Below are 16,125 nucleotides of genomic sequence, written 5' to 3'. Positions count from 1 at the left end.
TTCTATGAAAATCAAAATAAAATCACTTAATCAATTGCATAGCTTTTACTTTAGCTTCTTTAGGTAACGTTTGTAGACATGAATTCATGGATGCAAACGTGGCAAACAACGTTTGTATCTATGAGGCTAGAGTTACTTTGCATGAGCAAATGCCACATAGATGAAAATCTGAGTGGTGTTAGTAAAACTGATTTTATTGGTTACTAATAGAGATTTATGAACCCATTCAGATGATTTAAAATCTGAATGGGTTTTTTGGTTTTATTTCATAAGAGATACTCACAACATTCTGGGAGGAATATAGAGATGATGAAACAATGGATGAAGAGAATAGGTTTGACATTAGGAGCAGGCGTCTTGCTTGCAGCTTGTGGCGGATCAGATGAAAATGCAGCGAACGATGGTGCTAACAAGGAACTTGCTATTGGTATTTTACAACTAATGGATCATGAATCATTAAACGCATCACGCCAAGGCTTTGTCGATGTATTAGAAGAAGCAGGTTATGTAGAAGGTGAGAACCTGACATTAGACTATCAAAATGCACAAGGTGACCAAGCCAATCTTCAAACCATGTCTGAACGTTTAGCAGGGGATAATGATTTGATTTTAGCGATTGCAACACCAGCTGTTCAATCACTAGCCAATATAGAAAAAGACACACCAATTTTATTCACGGCAGTCACTGATCCAGTGGACGCAGGACTTGTTGCTAGCTTAGAAAAACCAGGTGCAAATATTACAGGTACAACGGATGCAGGTCCGATTGAGGAGCAAGTCAAATTACTATTATCTGTTGCAGAAGATGCTGAGAATATCGGTATCATCTACAATTCTAGTGAGCCAAATTCTGTTATTCAAGCTGATCAAGCGAAAGCAATTCTTGAAGAAAATGATCAAAATGTGGTTGTTTTAACTGTATCTTCAACTAATGATGTACAACAAGCTATGGAGTCTCTGGCTCAAGATGTTGATGGTGTTTATATTCCGACAGATAATACGCTGGCAAGTACAATGGCAACCGTAGCACAAGTAGCAAAAAATTATAAGCTACCGGTTGTTGCAGCAGCAGCAGACCAAGTGTTAGATGGTGGTCTAGCAACTTACGGAATTGATTACTACGAATTAGGTCGCCAAACTGGTGAGATGGCACTAGACATTCTAGAAAATGGAGCGACAACTGCTGATATGGCAGTACAGTCTTCTAAAAATTTAGAATTGGTCGTAAATGAGGAAATGGCAGAGGCCTTGGGTATTGACCCGGCTTCAATCACTGTACCTGAATAATAAAAATAATGCCGTGTAGCAGAAAGTAGCTACACGGTTTTTCTTATAGACTAGGGGATTATAAGTTCAGCCATCAATGTCTAGCTCCCAAGTCCTGACCTAGTGAAAAAAAGATAAATTTGCCCCATTGCGCGCTTCGCTGCTCGCTAACGCATATCATTCGGCTAACCCGCTGAAGCGTGAAGTCTCCTGACAATTCAGGGTCAAATTTCCTATTTTTTCATAGGCCAAGGCGGACTTGTCCGCTTTTCTTATTAGTCGTTTTTGTTCATTTTTTCAGACACTTCATTTATAATATACTTATATAGATTGAATGATGATTTGAGAGAGGGGCGTTTGTCATGTTTATTAGAGACGTTATTCCTACAAATTACAATCAAAAGCTTAATCCAGAAGAGTTATTACCTTACAATGAAGCCTACTATAAAAAATGTTTATTAGAATTAGATTCATTATCAGAATCAAAACCACAAGCCTTTAAATTAGAAATTTGCCAACTTGTGTTATTAAAAATTAAAGAGGCACAATTAGATGGCAAGCGAGCAGATGAAGAATTCGGTGTTGACCACAGATTGTTTGTTGAGAAAGTCATCTACAAGAGAAATAAGCTACATCCTATTAACATTATTAAGGATCGTTTTCAGTTTCCGTTGTATGCGTTCTCTCTTTATTTAGTCGCCTATGCGTTTTTTGCTTTCTTGTTAGGAGCTTGGTACGGCTATAGCTTTAGTGAGACGATGGTTATACCGATTCCTTTTAGTCTACTAGGTGTTTTACTGAACTTTTTTGTTTTAGTTTTTGCCTATGTCTATTTGTTTTACCAACGTCAAAAAGCAAAATTGTTGTATCGAACTAGCAAACAGTTTACTACATACAGAGACTATATCAGCTATTCCCTAATCGTTGTGTCTTTCTTAGCAGCCTATGGATTATTACGATTGCGGCTAACTCTTTATCATTTACCTTTATGGCAAGTTCTTTTAATAGGTAGTGTGGGAGTTATTCTAGCATGGAGAAGATTTGTAACAACAAAAACATTACCGCTATAAACAGATTTCCTTTAGAAACGAGCTTGTTTTTAAAGGAGATTTTTTATAGCATTTCCGTTGAGGTGATAAAATGAAAAAAATAGCGATGGTGATATTAGCAATCTTTCTAGCATCTTGCCAATCCAATGAACAGATTGATGAACAAACATCATCAGATATTGAGGTTACAAATAATGTGGAGGCTAGTTCAGAAGAAGAAAGCGAAGAAGCAGTCATCATTTCATTTGTTGGAGTGGGAGATAATCTAATACACGATTCAATTATCGCCGATGTGTATCAAGAGGATGGCAGTTATGATTTCACGCCAATCTACGAGCATATTGCGACCGACATTCAAGATGCAGATTTAGCCTTTTTAAATCAGGAAACCATTTTGGCTGGGACAGATTATCCATATACGGGCTATCCTGCTTTTAATACGCCTAATGAAATGGCTGGAAATATGGCTGATTTAGGCTTTGATTTAGTTAATGGTGCAACGAATCATACGCTTGATTACGATTATCCTGGTGCTATTCACGCTATTGAAGTTTGGAGTAACTATCCTGATCTTATCTATACAGGAACTTATTTAAGCGAAGCTGATCGGTTAAGAATTCCGACTATTGAGCGAAAAGGGGTTACCTTTTCATTTTTGTCCTATACTTATGGAACGAATGGCATTGAACCAGATACGGATTGGCGTGTATCCTACTTTGATGAGAAACTTATTCGTGATGATGTAAAACGAGCAAAAGAAGTGAGTGATGTTGTCATTGTTTCTGCCCACTGGGGAGACGAAAATACGTCTGAGATTAATGACTTTCAACGTTATTATGCCCAATTATTCGCCGATTTAGAAGTTGATGTCGTTGTTGGAACCCATCCGCATATTTTACAACCGATAGAATGGCTTGAAGGGGAGGGTGGTAATCAAACATTGGTTATTTATTCTCTAGGAAATCTGGTTGCCCATTCGCTAGAAGACTTTAATACATTAGGTGGGATGATACATTTTGATTTTGTAGTGGAAGATGAGCAAATTGGAATTGACAACGTCTTTTTCGAACCAACTGTCAGTCATTATACGGCTGATCATCAGAATATTGAGCAAACAAGAAGAGGGTTTAAAATCTATAAATTAAAAGATTACACAGATGAAATTGCAGGAGAACACGGTTTAAATGGTTACAATGGCATCGTTATTTCTCAAGAACATTATCAAGATATGGTCGATTCAATTATTCCAAAAGAGTTCCTTAAGTAAACAAATGTTTTCACAAATTTATTTGTGAAGAAGAATCGATAAGGTTGATAGTAATGTTAAAAAACGTTTTCTTATTCAGAAGTTGAGTAATATGCTCAATTTCTGAACTCTTTATTTAAAATCAATTTAATAAAATGACAATCGAGGAGAAGATTTATTAACATTACTATCTTGCCATCCTTATCGGGTTAACAACCGACGGATATTAGTTTATGCGAAGCGTCGGTCATTGACAGCAATGGATCAATCATTCTTAAGCCGCTTTCCAGCTGCAGTAGCGTTTCTAACAAATGTTAGTGGCGCTGATGATAGTGAAATCGCAACAATTAGTTATACAGCTGATTTTAAGAGTGAGGATGTTATGAAAATTATTTTAAAGTTTTTAGATACCGAGCTAGACGAATCGGTGAGAAAACAAATTTTTGTAAACAGACTGATGACTCTACTCAGTTTGCTAGTAATAAGGGGTGCGGCTGTATCCTTATCAGTGTAAATATAGCTTGAAAGACTAAGGAAACACACAATGTATTTTACAAGGCCATTTCTCTCATGTACGATGAAGAAGAGAACATCCTCATTAAATAATGAAGGGGTGAAACGGTATGACAATGAATCAAATTAAAGAGTTGGCCGATAAGGCAATGACATTACATGAAAAGGAGGACTATGCAGAAGCGGAACGGTTGTTTTTGGAGGCGCTTTATTTGATTGATGATAAAGATAGCCAGCTCTATCAATTACTTGTTTATGGATTAGGAGTAAACTACAGTTTGCAAGGAAACTATGATGGTGCTAGGAGTTGCTTTGAAGAAGGGCGTGTAAATGCTCGCAAAGCCAATAATGTTGACTTTGAGATGGATATGCTTCGCGAATTAGTCAAAACTTCCAGAACCACAAAAGACTACGATTCAGCAAAACTATTATTAGAGGAAGAAATTCTGTATCGAGAACAATATGCTCCAAATGATAGGAGTTCTCTTTCTGCGACTTGGTTTGAGAAAGCAATAATCTATATGGAGGAAAATCACCCTAAAAAAAGTGAAGAAGCACTAATACAGGCATTGGCCTATGCAAAACAGGCAGACGATGAAGAGGGGCTAGCCTATTTATTAATGACGATGGGTGATTTTTATCAGAAAAATAAGCAATCAGAACAAGCAATACAATATTATGAAGAAAGTCTACAAAAATTTAAACAGTTAGATAAAAGACTGGAAATAGCTGTGATTGAATCAATCCTTGGTGGTTGATGGATTGTTACAATCTCCTAACGATTTCTTTTTACTAATTGCGAAGGCAAAACGGAATTGATATGATAGACGGTATGATTGAATACAAAAAGGGGAATGCCATATGATTCTGAATGAGAAAGAATCCAGAGTTTTTACTTATATAAAGGAAGATCCTTTTATTTCCCAACAAGACTTGGCTGATAAGATTGGTTTATCTCGGCCAGCAGTGGCAAATATTATTTCTGGGTTAGTAAAAAGAGGCTATTTATTAGGAAAAGCCTATGTAGTAAATGAAACAAGACCGATTATCTGTATCGGTGCGGCAGCAATTGATCGAAGATATTTTATTGAAGATGAGTTGATTACAGGAGAATCAAACAAAGTTACCTCTCAAGTGACATTTGGAGGAGCCGCCCTCAGTGTCGCTGAAAATTTAGGTAGACTTCAAGAAGATGTTGTTCTCTTATCACTTTTAGGTGATGATCAAGAAGCGAAATCAATTAAGAAAAATATGCTACCCTTTATGAAGATGAATGAGGTGGAAGAACTTCCAGGTCAATCAACAGGGACATATATGGAAGTTTTAAATAAGCAGGGTGAGATGGTCGTTGGGCTTTCTGAAATGGATATTTATGATCAGATGGATCCTAACTGGTTGATGAAGCGGGCATCGTTATTAAAACAAGCTAAAGGAATATGCGTGGATACTAATTTACCAAAGGAAACATGTGAATTATTGATTGATATTGCTTCAAAAAATAAAATTCCACTCGCTATGATGACTGTTTCCGCCCTTAAAGCTCATAATATTCCAGAAAATTTGAAGGGTGTCAAAATATTTATTACCACTCAGAAGGAAGCAGAGCTCATCTTGAATATGACGATTTCGGATGATGAATCCTTAAAAAGAGCAATGAATCACTTTTTGGATCGTGGTTGCGAGCATGTTATTATTATGGATAAAAGTAAACGGGTGCAGTATGCGAGTTCTAAACAAGGTATGATTCGTTTCGATTTACGAAATACAGATTCAGAATCTTATGTGTGGGGAACGAATGAGGCACTGATATCAGGTATGCTCTATCGTTATATGCATACCAAGAACTTGATTGATGTGGTGATGACAGGGATTGTCAATGCGGCTAAAACGACAAAATCCTTCTATAAAGTACGTCACGACTTATCGCAGGCACAACTTGAAAAAGATATTAAGGAATTTGGCGAATTAGAATTTGAAAAAATATAAGAATCTGTATCTCAAAAAAGCAAAAACTGTTTTGCCTTTATCTTATTTTGGTGTAAAATAAAGATGAAGGAAGCGTTTTCTGTGTGAGTTGAGAGGAGTTGGATCATATGAGTCATGATTACAAACATATTTTAATTCCTGTAGACGGTTCGCAACAATCGATCAATGCGTTTAAAAAAGCAGTTCAAATTGCCAAACGCAATGACGCCATTTTGCACCTTGTAACAGTTGTCGACAAAAGGAATGATCCTGAAGAAGCTGCCAGCATTGAGCGTGATAAAGAAAGTCTATTCAAATCTTTAGAAGCCCATGCTAGCAAAGAAAACTTGACCATTGAAAAAGATATCAAGTTTGGAAATGCTAAGAAATTAATAGCAGAAGATTTAGTAAAAGACTGGTCGATTGATTTGATTATCATGGGAGCAACGGGAAAAGGTAGAATAGCCAAACTCGTTGTGGGCTCCATCACTAATCATGTGACGCGTCATGCTAGATGCGACGTTCTAATTGTTAAATAATCGGTTATCAGTTTCCATTACACATAGTAAACGTTAAATAAGGCTTGGACAATTGTCCAAGCCTTATTCCTATTTAATACTTAATGGTTAATGAACTACCTTTCGCGGAATGACTTACCTCAATATGGGTTGAAATCCGATTTTTAAGCTCGTCAACGTGGGAAATAACTCCGACCATTCTTCCTAAGGCGTTTAAGTCCATTAAGGTTTGTATGGCATGATCGAGTGATTCAGAGTCCAGTGATCCAAATCCTTCATCAATAAAGAGAGTATCAATATGAACGCCACCACTTTGTTGCTGCATAACATCACTTAATCCTAATGCAAGTGCAAGGGAAGCTTTAAAGCTTTCCCCACCAGATAACGTTTTAACACTTCTCGTTTGACTAGTAAAATGGTCAAAGACATCAAGCTCGAGTCCTTTAGCCCCGACTCCTTTACCCATCTCTTCAGAGCGACGCAGTAAATAGCGCCCACCTGTCATGTCTTTTAATCGTAAGTTAGCAGCCTTGACGATTTCTTCGTAGTAAATAGCTAGAACATAACGTTCGAAAGAAAGACGACCTGTCTCTTTTGAACTACCATTTGCCACGTCGGCTAAGCGTTTGATTTGGCTATATTTATTTCTAAAATCCTTTAAGCTTTCATAGGTTTCCATAATTGCAGCGTGACTTTTCTCGCCATTTTGTTTCTGCATAAATAGTTTTTGCAGTAAGGCATTAATTTGATTAATTTCTTCCGCTAGCAGACCTTGTGTTATCTCTAGTTGTTCAATATCGGTTGAATCAAATTCAGCGAGTCGCTGCTCTTGTTTGATTAAATTACTTTGATTCGTTTTAAGTCGCTGATCGTAAGTTTCATGCTCTTTATAAAGACGTTGATAGTCTGCCTCACTCAGTAAATGCTCCTCAAAGTCTTCAGCCATATTGGCAGACTTTAATTTTTCTTTGAAAGCTAATTCTGCAGCGTTAAGCGACTGAATGGCTGTTTCCAGCTGGTTGTTGTAGCTGGTTTGCTCTGTCGAACAAATCGCAGTTTCCTTTTCAATCCGATTTAATTCATTTTGAAGAAGGGGATAGTTGGATTCGATTCTATGGATTTGTTGAGTAAGCTCACGTAATAAATTAGTCGTTGCCTGCTTATCTGTTGATGGTAATGACACAATTAGTTGGTTTATTTGCTCACTGACATCTTTTATTTGTGTTTCTTGATTGCTAAGCAAGGTTGTTAATCGCGTTAGCTTCAATTCACATTGACGCTCATCTTCGAGGAGCTTATCAAAAAGACTATTTAAGTGATCAAGTTTTTCTATTTGTTGTAACAAGCTTGTTTCTTTTTGGTTTAATTCATTTAGCTTTTCTAAATCTTGATTGTAAGCGAGTTGCGTCACTGTTTTTTCATTTTCACAATCGGCTTGAATAATGTCTAGCTGGTCTTCTTTTTCCTTTATCTGCTCCAATAAACTTCCTACACGGCTTGCCAAGCGGGCGTATTCGGCTTGTATCTGTTCATTTTCCGCGTGGTAACGGTCCAAATCTTCTTTAGTCGGTGCTTGTGGGTTTGTTTCAGCCAAATGAGGGTGATCAAACGAGCCACAAACTGGACAAGCAAGGTCTACTTTCAGATCTGACGCTAAAAGACCTGCTAAATTATCATAGTAAAGTTGTCGCATCTCTTGTAGTTGCTTATGAGAATATGTCGCATCTTTTCTGAGTTGAATGAGTTGATCTGATTCTGATTGCCATTGATTAGTGAGCTTTATGAATTCTTCTAAGTTCTTCAATCTCAGCAGGCTATTATCACGTTGCTTTTCTGTCTCTTGCTTATCTTTTTCTAAACTTTCTTTTGCTTTTTTTGCGTCATTAACAGTCTGAATAGCTTCTTGGCTTGTTTGTTTCTCTTTTTGTAACTGTTCAAGTAATTGGTTGGTTTGTTTCAATTCATCTTGATTTGTCCGAATAAGCTTTTCTAGATTTTCTTTTTCAGCTTGCTTGTTTTCGACTTGCTCAAAGGCTTCTAATTGCTTCTCGTATTCTTTTTCTTGTTTTCGCCAATCTGGTAGTTGTTTGTATTGTTCATTTAGTTTTTCAAAAGCTACTTGTTTTAAGTTGGCTTCTTTTTTTAAGTCCTCAAGATTTTCAACAGTTGTTGAAAGCTGGCCTTTTAGTGAGCTGATTTTTGCTTGCTCACCTTCGATGAGTTGCTTGGCTTCTAAACACTGTTGGGCTTTTTCAAAATGAACTAAGTTTTGCTTTATTTGGGCAAATGCTTCTTTTTGTTGCAGTAAAGCAATTTGCTCTTTTTTTAGACTTTCGTAATGGCTAAGATCAGCCATTTGTTGATCAAGCTGTTTTACTTTTTCTTGTTTGTGTTGGTGTAAAGCCTCTTGTTCAGTAAGTTGCTCCGAAAATAGGTGGTTAAGGTATGATAAGCGATCAAGAATCGTATCAATATCTTCAATTGCAATCGCATCCTGTAAAGGCGCATCTTCAATATCAGTTAAATAACGTAAAGATGTTTTTAACGATACGGACGCTTCATCAGCGTCTTTTTTCAAGTCAGCAACTTGTTTTTTGAGATGATCTTGAAAGGCAAGAATGACGTCAGTTTGGAAAATATTTCTAAAAATCTGTTCTTTATCTTTACTATCCGATTCAAGTAATTTTTTAAATTCACCTTGTGGGAGCATGACAATTTGTTTGAATTGATCATAGGACATTGCTAACAAGGCTTCAATTTCTTGATTAGCATCTTTAATTTTTGTTGTAACACCAGTGTCATGGTAGAAGGCAACGGTCGACTCGTATTGTTTACTAGCGCTTCGCTTGCCGGGCCCCATTTGTCTCGGTGAACGCTCAACTTTGTATTCTTTTCCATTGATTTCAAAAATGAAGCTAACTTGGCAAAGCTCTTGGTCCGTTGCAAAATCTGATTTAAAGTTGTCTTTACTTCGACTATTCCCGCTGGCATCATCGTAAAGGGCATAGGCAATAGCATCGAAAATCGTTGTTTTGCCTGCACCAGTCGCGCCACTAATTAAGAAGAGATTTTGATGGCTGAAACTAGCAAAATCAATCGTTGTTTTTTCTTTATAGGGACCAAAAGCAGTCATTTCTAGTTGTATTGGTTTCATGACAGGCTCCTTTCTGCCGCATGAAAGGCTTGTTTAATGATTTTTTTCTCATGCTCAGTTAAATTTGTTTCAGTGTGTTCTTCATAGAAGGCTTCAAATAACTCTGGATAAGCAAGCTGTTTCAAATCATCTTGGGTATGACTTAGTTTAGAATGGTTGTTATCTCGCTGATGAAGGTATTCCAGCCCCATAGCATAAGGATAGCGTTGGCGCAGTCGGTTCATGGTATCTGAAATAAGCTGATTATCTTCTAATTCAAAAAAGATATAATCATCGGATTGACCAGAGATAATGTCATCGAAATAACCACGTATCACACGCATATCACGCTTAGCTTCGATATAAAGAGGGCTGACAGACACCCGTCCTTTCTCTAAATCTACAATAGATATTTGTTTTTTATGGAAGACTTCTGATTTAGAATATTTCAAAATCGATCCGCTGTAACGAATATGCTCATATTTAATTTTTTGTGGTTTATGAATATGACCAAGAGCGACATAATCAAAGCATTCAAATAATTCAACAGGCACATATTCAGCAGTTCCAATCGTTAATGGGCGTTCTGAATCAGAAGCTTCTATGGATTGGGGCTGGCCATTAATGACATAACCATGGCCGATATACACATTTAGCTCATCTGGATTAAGTGTTTCTTTAATGGCGTTTATTTGATGGTGGCTAATATCTTCCATCGTTCGAATATCAGGATTACCGACAATTTCGCGAACTTGGGCAGGGTCAGCAAAGGGAACTAAATAAAAATTTACCCCATTGATAGTGACTTTGTTGGTAATTGGTTTTACAGTTCCCTCCATGTAGAGACCATTTTGAGTAAATAGCTGTGACCCATATTCAATGCGTTCATTACTGTCATGGTTGCCAGCAATAACCAAAACGGGTACCTTAACTTCTTTAATAAGGCGCGTTAGAATATCATCTGCCAGAGCGACGGCTTCTTTGGAAGGTAAAGACCGGTCGTAAAGGTCTCCGGCAATAATAATGAGGTCGAGCTCAAGTGGTTTTATTTTTTCAATAAGTGTTTCTAAAAAATAACGCTGGTCGTCGAGCATAGAAAATTCGTTGACGATTTTCCCTAAGTGCCAGTCGGCGGTATGTAATAGTTTCAAGCGGGCATCTCCTTTGTGGTATCATTTAATTAGTTATGACTATTATAGCAAACGTATATTCGGAAAGAAGGAGGAATTTTAATGGATTTGGGATTAAGAGGAAAGAATGCCCTCGTTGTGGCGTCAAGTCAAGGATTGGGGAAGGCTGTCGCAATGGAATTAGCGAAAGAAGGGGCTAATGTGATGCTGACAAGTCGGAACGAAGCGTCATTACAGGAAGCTAAGAGCGAAATCGAGCAAGTTGCCAGTGGAACAGTTGCTTATTATGCATGCGATATTACGAAAGTTGATGATATTAAAGCACTAGTAGCTGAAACAAGAAAGCGTCTAGGTAAAATTGATATTTTGCTAAATAATGCTGGTGGACCTCCGAGCGGCGTCTTTGATGATTTTGAAGACCAAGACTGGGAAGCAGCCTTTGAATTGAACTTATTAAGTTATGTGCGTATGATACGTGAAGTCTTGCCTGACTTAAAAGAAAGTGGCGGTCGCATTGCCAATGTGGCATCAAGTTCTGTTAAACGACCGATTCCAAATCTCATTTTATCCAATACCTTCCGCAATGCCATTGTTGGCTTGACGAAATCACTAGCAGAAGAATTGGGACCGGATAATATCTTAATTAATGTAGTTGCACCAGGTACAATCGAAACGGGCCGGATTCAGCAATTGAACCAAGACCGCGCTGATAAAGCGGGAACAAGCGTTGAAGATGTTAAAGCTGCAACAATGAAAGACATTCCACTTGGTCGTTTGGGCGAACCGGAAGAATTTGCTAAGGCAGTGGCCTTTATTTTATCAGATGCAAATTCGTATATTACTGGAACAACCTTATTGATTGATGGTGGCGCAGCTAAGGTCATTGCCTCTTAAAAACGGCTAGTCAGCCATTAGAAACTGTGCTATAATTTTTTGAGTAATCACGAACACATTGAAAAGCAAATAAAAGAGGGAATGATCGTCTCCCGAAGTTGAAATAAACTTGAACCGCTTAAAGCTGATGACTTCTACCTGTTTAACAGGAGGAGTGTCGGCTTTTTTTGTTTTTTAATGTGATAAAGGGGATAGAAAAATGTTAACGAGTATCGGATTATTATTAGTAGTCGGCTTATTTTTTGGCCGTATCTGTAAACGCATAGGATTACCGGCTTTAATTGGGATGATGGTGGCAGGTGTCCTATTAGGTCCATTTGGCCTCAATACCTTTAGCACCAGCTTACTAGACTTATCAGCAGAGCTACGCCAAGTCGCCCTAATTGTTATTTTAACCAGAGCTGGCCTATCACTCGATTTAAAGCAATTAAAAAAAGTCGGGACTTCTGCCTTATTGATGAGTTTTCTGCCGGCGACTTTTGAAATAGTTAGCATTGCTGTGTTAGCACCATTATTATTAGGAATGAATTTAGTGAGTGCGCTTGTTTTAGGTGCGGTATTAGCAGCAGTTTCACCAGCGGTAGTTGTGCCGCGCATGTTGAAATTGATAGACGAAGGATATGGTAAGGAGGCTGCGGTTCCGCAATTAATTATTTCAGGAGCCTCTTTAGATGATGTCTTTGTCATTGTTCTATTTACTGCTTTTAGTTCCTTATCGTTAAGTCAGGATTTGCAACTAAAGACACTGTTATCGATTCCATTATCGATTATAGCTGGAGTTGCAGTCGGTTATGTGGTTGGAAAAGGTGTCAGCTGGTTATTTAGATATTATCGGATGAGAGATTCAGTGAAACTAGCCATTATGCTAGCTATTTCTTTTTTATTATTAGAAGTTGAAGCACAAATTAGTCAATGGCTACCATTCTCAGCTTTGTTAGCGATTATGGCAATGGGAGCGGCGATTTATGCTAGCTATCCCCGTTTATCAAAACGCCTATCTGTGAAATATGATCAGTTGTGGGTGGTTTCGGAAGTCTTTTTATTTGTATTAGTTGGTGCTAGCTTGAACCTTACTTATGTCTTTAGCTTAGGAATCTCAGCTGTTTTATTAATCGGACTAGCGCTAGTTGTTCGAATGCTGGGCGTGTATGTTTCTATTTTGCCAACGACATTTAAAGCAAAAGAAAAATATTTTACTATGCTTGCTTATACTCCTAAAGCAACTGTGCAAGCAGCTATTGGAGGAATACCACTGGCGATGGGGTTACCTTATGGCGAAGTTATTTTAGCAGTTTCTATTTTGGCGATTTTACTAACGGCACCACTTGGCGCATGGTTAATTGACCATACGTATCAGCGATTGCTAACAAAATAGTCGATACAGCCCAAATTCAGGAGCTGTATCGACCATTAGTAAGAAAAGCGGACAAGTCCGCCTTGGCCTATGAAAAAATAGGAAATTTGACCCTGAATGAGCAGCGAAGCGCGCAATGGGGCAAATTTATCTTTTTTTCACTAGGTCAGGACTTGGGAGCTAGACATTGATGGCTGAACTTATAATCCCCTAGTCTATAACAAAAAAACTTGTAGGGAGATAAATTCTTCCTACAAGTTTTTCAGTTTAACTATTCGTATAATGCGTCAACGCGTTTTTGAACATCTTTGTCATTTAAGAATTCTTCATAAGTTGTATTCAAGCGGTCAACAACACCATTTGCACTTACTTCAATGATACGATTAGCTGTTGTATTAACAAACTCGTAGTCATGAGAAGAGAATAGCATAGCGCCCTTGAAGGCAATTAATCCGTCGTTCAATGCTGTGATTGATTCCAAGTCCAAGTGGTTTGTTGGATCATCAAGAATGAGTACGTTTGATTTTGATAACATCATCTTAGATAAGATAACACGTACTTTTTCTCCCCCAGAAAGAACAGACAATTTCTTCATTACTTCATCGCCTGAGAATAACATACGGCCTAAGAAACTACGTAGGAAAGTATTGTCATCTTCTTCTTTACCAGCGAATTGACGTAACCAATCTAAGATGTTCATCTCAGGATTAGGGAATTCTGATGAATGGTCTTTTGGCAAGTAGCTACGTGACGTTGTGACACCCCATTTGAATGTACCAGAGTCAGCTTCCATTTCACCCATTAAAATTTGGAATAGCGTTGAAATCGCAATGTCACGACGACTTGTGAAGGCAACTTTATCTGTACGGCTTAATGTAAAGCTAACGTTATCCAAAACTTTTTCGCCATCGATAGTTTTTGAAATACCATCAACGATTAAAAGGTCATTTCCGATTTCACGTTCTGGTGAGAAACCAACGAATGGGTATTTACGTGAAGAAGGTTGAATGTCATCTAATGTAATCTTATCAAGCATTTTCTTACGAGAAGTTGCTTGTTTAGATTTAGAAGCATTCGCACTAAAGCGCGCAATAAAGTCTTGTAATTCTTTGATTTTTTCTTCTTTTTTAGAGTTTTGGTCAGCTGCTAATTTAGCTGCCAATTGGCTTGATTGTAACCAGAAATCGTAGTTACCAACGTAAAGTTGAATCTTACCAAAGTCAACGTCAGCCATGTGCGTACACACTGTGTTTAAGAAGTGACGGTCATGGGATACAACGATAACAGTATTTGGGAAGTTAATTAAGAATTCTGACAACCATTCAATCGATTGTTTGTCCAAACCGTTTGTCGGCTCGTCCAATAGTAGAACGTCTGGTTGACCAAACAAAGCTTGTGCTAAAAGTACTTTTACTTTTTGTGGCTCAATTAATTCGCTCATTTTTTTGTCGTGAAGGTCTTCTGTAATTCCTAAACCTTGTAGCAAGCTAGCTGCATCAGCTTCAGCTTCCCAACCATTTAATTCAGCAAATTCACCCTCAAGCTCGCCGGCACGAATACCGTCAGCATCAGTAAATTCTTCCTTCATATAAATAGCGTCTTTTTCTTGGCGAACTTCGTATAGGCGTTTGTTACCCATTACAACAGTGTCTAAAACTTGATGGTCCTCAAAACCATAGTGGTCCTGGTTTAAAACAGATAAACGTTCGTTTGGATCCATGATCACATCACCTGTTGTCGGTTGAACGTCTCCAGAAAGGATCTTCAAGAATGTAGATTTCCCTGCACCGTTTGCTCCGATAACACCATAACAGTTACCCGGTGTGAATTTTATGTTTACATTGTCAAAAAGTTTACGGTCAGAAAACAATAGACTGACGTTTGATACAGTAATCATTTTTGGCATTCCTCAATTCTTTGTTATTTTCCTTTCACATTCTAACACATTCTGTCATAAAAGTAAGCCACTTCCCAGAATTAAGTCCGTTTATGGAAAATCAGTATGGTTAATGTGTCTCGAGTTAGATAATGAAGATAGTGCTTATAGTTACGTGATTTATAAAAGGTTCGGTATTTTTGGTAATCCTGCTGAGCAATAAGATAGGGCTTATCATCGAGTAGGAGATACAGGCCATCTGATTCTTCAATATATAAACTATTTTCGTCAAGGGTTGGTGTTGACAAATAAGGGTGGGGTACGTTCTGAACAACAACAATTTCAAGCAGGCTATCTAAACTAGCAGTTTCTTCTGATGATAAATATCCAAATAAGTTGCTCGTTTCTTCTTTTCTATGTGATTGCAGCAATGATGTATTGCTATAGAGCTGCTGGGTATAGAGTTGGTCTTTTGACACCTTGCTTAAAAGAATGGGTTCCTTTTTACTGACATGGAAACGCAAAAGCTGTAAGGGCTGCTTAGCGTCATCAAGTTGTAAAATATGATGATTATCCCAAACAATTGAAGCGGTCGGTGTATCGTCCCAATGAATCATTTTTTGTTGTTCAGATCGATATTCATAAACACCCGTCTCATTAGAAACTAAAATCATACGGTTCTTTTCACTTAAGGATAGAAGGTGGAAACTACCTGATTGGATTTTATTTAAGTGAGGCTCTGCCTGATCCGTATCTAAACTGTAGAAGCCATCATCTGTTATCAGATAGAGCGTATGATTGAAAATGACAAAATCGCGCATATGTGGTGAAATAACCACTTCTTTTACTAAGAAGGGAGCTAGATTTGATATGTTTAAAGATAGAAATTGTGTTGAAAGTGCATATTGATAAATGGGTAAGTCTGAAAAAACAACTGACTCCATCCACTTATTCCAACGATAAATGTGTAATGTCTGATCATTTCCCCATAAATAAAGCTTGCCGCTATAAAGAGCCATATCATAAAAACGCCCTTGAATGGTCACCTCGGTCATCAGTAAGTTATCTTTTTCCAAGGAAATACTCCTTTCATAAAAAAGTCTTCAATACCAACATTATAACATTTTTTAGGGCAGGTGGTAGAAGGCTAAAAAAGATGTTACAATTAATCGGCGTGTGAT

13 protein-coding genes and 1 riboswitch are annotated in these 16,125 nt (G+C 37.7%); of the genes, 9 read left to right on the top strand and 4 right to left on the bottom strand.

Annotated elements, in window-relative coordinates; translation table 11 throughout:
- Nucleotides 1-306 precede the first annotated feature (306 nt).
- The 7 genes from G7057_RS01660 to G7057_RS01630 all read left to right on the top strand — a co-directional run bounded on the left by G7057_RS01660 (nt 307) and on the right by G7057_RS01630 (nt 6,578).
- The gene (locus tag G7057_RS01660; protein ID WP_166160793.1) at nt 307-1,287 is read left to right on the top strand and encodes an ABC transporter substrate-binding protein; all 981 of its coding nucleotides are present in this window, start codon (nt 307-309) and stop codon (nt 1,285-1,287) included.
- A gap of 341 nt (nt 1,288-1,628) precedes the next feature.
- Nucleotides 1,629-2,336, top strand: a complete 708-nt coding sequence (locus tag G7057_RS01655; protein ID WP_166160791.1) for a hypothetical protein — start codon at nt 1,629-1,631, stop codon at nt 2,334-2,336.
- 70 nt (nt 2,337-2,406) lie between these two features.
- Nucleotides 2,407-3,582 carry a CapA family protein gene (locus G7057_RS01650; RefSeq protein ID WP_166160789.1) on the top strand — a complete coding sequence of 392 codons (1,176 nt, stop codon included), beginning with the start codon at nt 2,407-2,409 and terminating at the stop codon, nt 3,580-3,582.
- A gap of 229 nt (nt 3,583-3,811) precedes the next feature.
- On the top strand, nt 3,812-4,075 hold the full coding sequence (locus tag G7057_RS01645; RefSeq protein ID WP_166160787.1) for a hypothetical protein: 264 nt from the start codon (nt 3,812-3,814) through the stop codon (nt 4,073-4,075).
- A gap of 109 nt (nt 4,076-4,184) precedes the next feature.
- Nucleotides 4,185-4,832, top strand: coding sequence for a tetratricopeptide repeat protein (locus G7057_RS01640; protein ID WP_166160785.1), 648 nt, complete (start codon nt 4,185-4,187; stop codon nt 4,830-4,832).
- 103 nt (nt 4,833-4,935) lie between these two features.
- The gene (locus tag G7057_RS01635; RefSeq protein WP_166160783.1) at nt 4,936-6,060 is read left to right on the top strand and encodes a PfkB family carbohydrate kinase; all 1,125 of its coding nucleotides are present in this window, start codon (nt 4,936-4,938) and stop codon (nt 6,058-6,060) included.
- 107 nt (nt 6,061-6,167) lie between these two features.
- Complete coding sequence (locus G7057_RS01630; RefSeq protein ID WP_166160781.1) at nt 6,168-6,578, top strand: universal stress protein; 411 nt, start codon at nt 6,168-6,170, stop codon at nt 6,576-6,578.
- Nucleotides 6,579-6,651: 73 nt separating this feature from the next.
- On the opposite strand, the gene G7057_RS01625 is transcribed toward G7057_RS01630, so the two are convergent.
- Nucleotides 6,652-9,711: an AAA family ATPase gene (locus G7057_RS01625; protein ID WP_166160779.1), complete on the bottom strand. Its 3,060-nt coding sequence runs from the start codon at nt 9,709-9,711 to the stop codon at nt 6,652-6,654.
- Nucleotides 9,708-10,841 (bottom strand): exonuclease SbcCD subunit D, encoded by a 1,134-nt coding sequence (locus G7057_RS01620; protein WP_166160777.1) that lies wholly within the window; start codon nt 10,839-10,841, stop codon nt 9,708-9,710. The genes G7057_RS01625 and G7057_RS01620 overlap by 4 nt, the downstream gene beginning before the upstream one ends.
- A gap of 81 nt (nt 10,842-10,922) precedes the next feature.
- Between G7057_RS01620 and G7057_RS01615 the strand changes: the two genes are divergently transcribed.
- Both G7057_RS01615 and G7057_RS01610 read left to right on the top strand, forming a co-directional pair.
- Nucleotides 10,923-11,714: an SDR family oxidoreductase gene (locus tag G7057_RS01615; protein WP_166160776.1), complete on the top strand. Its 792-nt coding sequence runs from the start codon at nt 10,923-10,925 to the stop codon at nt 11,712-11,714.
- A gap of 68 nt (nt 11,715-11,782) precedes the next feature.
- Nucleotides 11,783-11,858: riboswitch (Fluoride riboswitch) on the top strand.
- Nucleotides 11,859-11,913: 55 nt separating this feature from the next.
- Nucleotides 11,914-13,089 (top strand): cation:proton antiporter, encoded by a 1,176-nt coding sequence (locus G7057_RS01610; protein WP_166160774.1) that lies wholly within the window; start codon nt 11,914-11,916, stop codon nt 13,087-13,089.
- A 250-nt stretch (nt 13,090-13,339) separates the two neighbouring features.
- Here G7057_RS01610 and G7057_RS01605 read toward each other — a convergent pair whose 3' ends face one another.
- Both G7057_RS01605 and G7057_RS01600 read right to left on the bottom strand, forming a co-directional pair.
- Nucleotides 13,340-14,965, bottom strand: a complete 1,626-nt coding sequence (locus G7057_RS01605; protein WP_166160772.1) for an ABC-F family ATP-binding cassette domain-containing protein — start codon at nt 14,963-14,965, stop codon at nt 13,340-13,342.
- 80 nt (nt 14,966-15,045) lie between these two features.
- A complete protein-coding gene (locus tag G7057_RS01600; protein ID WP_076765268.1) occupies nt 15,046-16,020 on the bottom strand; it encodes a hypothetical protein in 975 nt (324 codons plus the stop codon).
- Nucleotides 16,021-16,125 lie beyond the last annotated feature (105 nt).

It is taken from the genome of Jeotgalibaca arthritidis (assembly GCF_011100465.1).
In the GTDB taxonomy this organism is placed as follows: Bacteria; Bacillota; Bacilli; order Lactobacillales; family Aerococcaceae; genus Jeotgalibaca; species Jeotgalibaca arthritidis.
This window is presented reverse-complemented; position numbering and strand designations above follow the sequence as displayed.

Excerpts from the sequence above, each read along its gene's own strand:
- G7057_RS01640 (WP_166160785.1), top strand. The coding sequence starts at position 4,185 with ATGACAATGAATCAAATTAAAGAGTTGGCCGATAAGGCAATGACATTA.
- G7057_RS01635 (WP_166160783.1), top strand. The coding sequence starts at position 4,936 with ATGATTCTGAATGAGAAAGAATCCAGAGTTTTTACTTATATAAAGGAA.
- G7057_RS01660 (WP_166160793.1), top strand. The coding sequence starts at position 307 with ATGATGAAACAATGGATGAAGAGAATAGGTTTGACATTAGGAGCAGGC.
- G7057_RS01650 (WP_166160789.1), top strand. The coding sequence starts at position 2,407 with ATGAAAAAAATAGCGATGGTGATATTAGCAATCTTTCTAGCATCTTGC.
- G7057_RS01610 (WP_166160774.1), top strand. The coding sequence starts at position 11,914 with ATGTTAACGAGTATCGGATTATTATTAGTAGTCGGCTTATTTTTTGGC.
- G7057_RS01655 (WP_166160791.1), top strand. The coding sequence starts at position 1,629 with ATGTTTATTAGAGACGTTATTCCTACAAATTACAATCAAAAGCTTAAT.
- G7057_RS01605 (WP_166160772.1), bottom strand. The coding sequence starts at position 14,965 with ATGATTACTGTATCAAACGTCAGTCTATTGTTTTCTGACCGTAAACTT.
- G7057_RS01615 (WP_166160776.1), top strand. The coding sequence starts at position 10,923 with ATGGATTTGGGATTAAGAGGAAAGAATGCCCTCGTTGTGGCGTCAAGT.
- G7057_RS01625 (WP_166160779.1), bottom strand. The coding sequence starts at position 9,711 with ATGAAACCAATACAACTAGAAATGACTGCTTTTGGTCCCTATAAAGAA.
- G7057_RS01630 (WP_166160781.1), top strand. The coding sequence starts at position 6,168 with ATGAGTCATGATTACAAACATATTTTAATTCCTGTAGACGGTTCGCAA.